4 protein-coding genes are annotated in these 4,353 nt (G+C 69.3%); 1 reads left to right on the forward strand and 3 read right to left on the reverse strand.

Annotation, left to right across the window (positions count from 1 at the left end):
* From BXA10_RS30180 to BXA10_RS31785, 3 genes are all read right to left on the reverse strand, one after another.
* A partial coding sequence (locus BXA10_RS30180) for a hypothetical protein (RefSeq protein WP_139338256.1) occupies nucleotides 1-1,694 on the reverse strand: 1,694 nt, incomplete at its 3' end.
* 216 nt (nucleotides 1,695-1,910) lie between these two features.
* Complete coding sequence (gene trpS, locus BXA10_RS30185) at nucleotides 1,911-2,969, reverse strand: tryptophan--tRNA ligase (RefSeq protein ID WP_076474238.1); 1,059 nt, start codon at nucleotides 2,967-2,969, stop codon at nucleotides 1,911-1,913.
* 91 nt (nucleotides 2,970-3,060) lie between these two features.
* Nucleotides 3,061-3,234, reverse strand: a complete 174-nt coding sequence (locus tag BXA10_RS31785) for a hypothetical protein (protein WP_175649366.1) — start codon at nucleotides 3,232-3,234, stop codon at nucleotides 3,061-3,063.
* A 136-nt stretch (nucleotides 3,235-3,370) separates the two neighbouring features.
* Between BXA10_RS31785 and BXA10_RS30195 the strand changes: the two genes are divergently transcribed.
* Nucleotides 3,371-3,622, forward strand: coding sequence for an SCO4848 family membrane protein (locus tag BXA10_RS30195; RefSeq protein ID WP_076474240.1), 252 nt, complete (start codon nucleotides 3,371-3,373; stop codon nucleotides 3,620-3,622).
* Nucleotides 3,623-4,353 lie beyond the last annotated feature (731 nt).

The raw sequence follows: 4,353 nt of genomic DNA on the forward strand, positions 1-4,353 counted from the left end.
CCGGTGGGGCCGTTCGGGCCGCAGGTCCACCAGAGCCAGCGGACGTTGGCCTGGACCTCGGTCGGCACACACGCCGCACCGATGGAGACGGTTCGGGTGGACTGGTTGTTGATGAGGGAGACCGATGTCAGCTGGCCGGGTGTGCCGGTCGCCGTCCAGAGCGTGTTGAAGGTGAGAGCGGTGCCCCTGACAGGTCCGCTCCAGACGATCGTCGGTGACCCCACCCGGAGCACGTACTGGATGTCCGTCTGGCCGTCTCGCACCAACACGTAGTCGCCGCTGGCGTCGACGATCCGCCCGTTGGTCGTGGGTAGTTCGGTCCGTTGCCTCGCCGACGACTCGTCGTACAGGTAATAGGCCACATCTTTGCCCGCGCGCTCGAGGTACGCCGCGCCGAAACGGTTGCCCTCGACGAGGCGGACGCAGCGTGCGCCGGACGAGCACGGCGCGACGGTCGCCGGAAGGATCGCGCCCTCCGAGGTGATGGAGGCGTCCGGGGCGATCGGGTGGCTGAAGACGACGTACTGATTCTCGCTCGTGGTCGGCGACACCTGGGTCTGGACGTGCCGGACCAGCCCCTGGTGGTAGGTCAGCCCGGCGTTCTCGACCGGATCCTCCACCTGAAGCACGGGCACGGCGGTCGCCGGCTGGCCGGGCTCGGCGGTGACCCGGTACACGGCCCAGTCCCTGCTGTCCGACCCGCCGACCACCAGCACCGCGCCGTCAGGTGCCTGGATCAGCGCCGAGAGACCCCACGCGACCTTCGGCAGGAGCGTGGGGCGGGGGGCACCGTCCTGCGTCGGGACACTGATCGCCGGAAAATACTCGTTGCTGTTGGTGAAACGGCTGATCACCAGTCCGCCGTCCACCACGCCGCTGCGCAGGACGCTGTCCGCCGGCACGGTCACCGTGCGGTACGACGTGTTCGTACCGCTCGTCACACCGGCACGCGAGTAGAGGCGGTACTCGCCCTCGGTCCTCAGCCAGCCCAACGTGTCGCCGGAGAGGCGCCAGTACTGGCTGATGCTGGCGCCCGGGATCGTCGTGACCGTTGCCGTGCTGAGGTCGAGCAGCGCGGCCCTCGCCTGTGGGGCCAGGTAGTCGATGACCACCGACAGCTCGTCGCCGATCCGTGGGAGCCCGGCGGACGTGGCACCGGCCGGAATGCCGGTCACGGGGGTGGTGGTCGAGCTGCCGTCCTCTTCGAAGGTGCGCAGCTCGAGCTCCAGGTCGGTGCTCTGCTTACGCACGAGCATCCGCTGGCCGTAGACGCCCCACATCGTGTACTGCGCGGGGACCTCCCACTGCTGCCAGGTCTCGTCGGACAACCTGAGCACACTCACCTTGCCCGGAGCCGGCCTGGCCGGGACCTGAGCGGTGGTGTAGATGCTGTCGCCACCGGCCGGCTTCAACGCCGTCGTTGCCAGCCCGGCCAGGTCCTCGACGACGACGGTCTCGCCATCGTCGTACCGGGTCCAGAGGTAGGCGGCCTTGTTGTTGTGCCGGTGCAGGAAGCCGGTCCGGCCGGCGAAGACGAGCGTCTCGGTCGCCGGGGTGGTCGTCGGGCTCTCCGGGATGACGGTGATCTCGCGGGGAGCGGTGCCCAGGTCGGCGGTGGCCGGGGCGGCCGGGAGTGCCAGCAGGCCGACGGCGAGCGTGGTCGCCAGGGCGCTGGCCGTGAGACTGCGGCCCATTGAGGATCCTCCCGAAATGGGGTCGCGCGGCTCGCGCGCGGGATTGGCGCAGCCTAACCTCAGTCGGCGATCGGCAGATGCCGCCGAACGGGTGAAATTCGAGGCAGCGGCGCCGCCGGCTCGTCGAGCGGGTCGACGACCGGCAGCGCCGCTGCGTTGCGTACACCGTTCATGGCCTCTCCGGGGCCCGGCGCGACGGCGCGTCGCCGTCGCGGCTCAGCCGTTGGCGGCCAAGGCCCGTCCGGCCCGCTCGGCCCGGCGGCGCATCCGGGTGTACGCGCTGGTCAGACCCATCGCCCGGCGTACCTCGCTGACCGTCTGGCGCACCTCGCGGCGGGTCCGTTCGGTGCCCTCGAAGATCAGCTGGTCGACCAGGCCGCGGTCGTCCTCGATCCGCGCTCGGCGCTCCCGGATCGGGTCGAGGAAGTTGTTCAACGCGTCGGCCAGCTTCTCCTTGACCTCGACGTCACCCACCCGCCCGGCGCGGTAGCGCTCCTTCAGTTCCGCCACCTGCGCCAGATCCGGGTTGAACACGTCGTGGTACGCGAAGACCGGGTTTCCCTCGACCGTCCCGGGCACGTCGGCGCGTACCCGATTCGGGTCGGTGTACATGCCCATCACCTTGCGCCGCACCGCTGCCGCGTCGTCGGAGAGCAGGATCGTGTTGCCCCGGCTCTTGCTCATCTTGGCCGCCCCGTCCGTGCCGACGAGGGAGGGCGTGTCCGCCTGGATCAGCTCCGGGACCGGGAACACGGTCCCGTAGAGCCCGTTGAACCGCCGCGCGATCTCCCGGGTCACCTCCACGTGGGCGGCGTTGTCCTTGCCGACCGGTACGACCTGCCCCTTCACACAGAGGATGTCGGCGGCCTGGAGCACCGGATAGCCGAGCAGCCCGTACGGCATCTCCTCCTTGCCCGAGTCGCGGGCCATGTCCTTGAGCGACGGCACCCGCTCCAGCCGGGGCACGGTGACCAGGTTCTGCAGCAGTGTGTTCAGGTCGCCGACCTCGGGGATCGCGGACTGGAGGTAGAACGTCGCCCGGGCCGGGTCGACGCCCGCGGCGAGGACGTCGGTGACCATCTCGCGGGCGTTGTCCGCCACCTGCTGAATGTCCTCGCGAGTGTTCTTCGTGGTGAGCATGTGCAGGTCGGCGACGATGAAGAAGCTGTCGTACCGCTGGTGCAGCCGTACGCGGTTCGCGATGCTGCCGACGTAGTGGCCGAGGTGCAGTCGTCCGGTGGGGCGGTCCCCGGTGAGCATCCGTGGAGCGGTCATGGTGGTACGCCTTTCATGCCTGGGAAGAGTGGGTTCATACGCGGGCGCGCCGGTCGCGGCGAGGTTCGCCGGACCGGTAAGCGGGATCGGGTCAGTGCGCCGTCCGCCATCGCGCGCCGTCGCGGAACCGCAGTCCGCCGGCACGAAGGACATCGAGGGTCTGCTCGCGGCCGTCGCCGCGGTCGGCCGGGCCGGTGGGTACGCCGAGCGGGAGGTCGTCGGTGCGGGTGACGACCTCCGGCGTACGGACACTCGGCCGGGGCATGGGCTCACCGTACCCCGCGATGATCTCGCGGTATCGAAAGAGCGCGATCCAGTCGCGCGCCGGACGACCCACCGGGGCGGAGGTCCGCGGATCGAAGATCCTGACCGCCAGGAGCCCGCTGGCATACTGGGGTGCCATGGTGCTTTCGCGTAGCTGGTCCGTCTTCCTGACCGGGGTCGGTGTCTGGATGTGGGTGATCTGGCCGAGGTTCGCCGTGGCGATCTGGAACGACCCCGAGGCGTGGTCCAGCGGTACGCCCGCGCAGGGTTTGCCGACCGCCTTCTTCTGGGTGCACGCACTCCTGATCGGCGGATCGCTGGCGATCGGCACCGCCGTGGGCGTACTGGGCATCCGTGCCTGGCTCGCAGCGCGTCGGCGTACCTCCTGACGCAGGGCGTGCCGTCGAGCCGTCCGCAGGGTGCGAATCGCGGTCCCGCCGGCCCCCAGCCGTCCTTCCGGTGCGTCGTTCACCCGGCGGTTACCTGGTCCAGGCCGGACGTGCGGCGGACCGCACCTCTCTGACCAGCGGAGATAGTTCGCCGATGATCATGTGACGCGGACCGCCACCCCCCGATTTGACGATCAAACCCGGGGACGCGTAACTTTCTCTCTGCCAGCGCGGAACGGGGCAAACGGGACGAAAGCCCGGGGGTCCGGAACCGAGATGGCATCGGGATCGGAGCGGTCGTAGACCACTTCGCTACCGATCCGGGCGGTGCCCCGGATTCGCCGCAAGGCGGATTTGGTGAGGCGGAACCGACCGGGTAAGGTTGACGACCGGCAGGGCACCGGGCGAGCTAGCGGGAGACCGCAGCGGCCGGCCTGCCGAATCCGACGATCAAGCTCAGTGGGTTGCTGCTGCGCTCGTTCGCCGGTGCCAACCCGTACGAAGCACGACAGACCGGGACAGACCGGTTTGACACGGCGGAGACGGTGAGGTAACGTAGTAAAAGTGCCCGGCGCGGGAGCGGCGGGACGCCGAGCGAAATGCCCCGGATGACGGGCCCTCTTGTTGGGGGTTTGTCGGATGGTGTGTGGTTGTTCTTTGAGAACTCAACAGGGTGCTTGATAAGCCAGTGCCAATTCATTACCCCGGACTGGTTGGCCTCATTTTGTGGG

It is taken from the genome of Micromonospora avicenniae, from assembly GCF_900156065.1.
In the GTDB taxonomy this organism is placed as follows: domain Bacteria; phylum Actinomycetota; class Actinomycetes; order Mycobacteriales; family Micromonosporaceae; genus Micromonospora; species Micromonospora avicenniae.

Bases quoted from the DNA above. Each gene is read 5' to 3' on its own strand.
- trpS (WP_076474238.1), bottom strand. From the start codon at position 2,969: ATGACCGCTCCACGGATGCTCACCGGGGACCGCCCCACCGGACGACTG.
- BXA10_RS31785 (WP_175649366.1), bottom strand. From the start codon at position 3,234: ATGCCCCGGCCGAGTGTCCGTACGCCGGAGGTCGTCACCCGCACCGAC.
- BXA10_RS30195 (WP_076474240.1), top strand. From the start codon at position 3,371: ATGGTGCTTTCGCGTAGCTGGTCCGTCTTCCTGACCGGGGTCGGTGTC.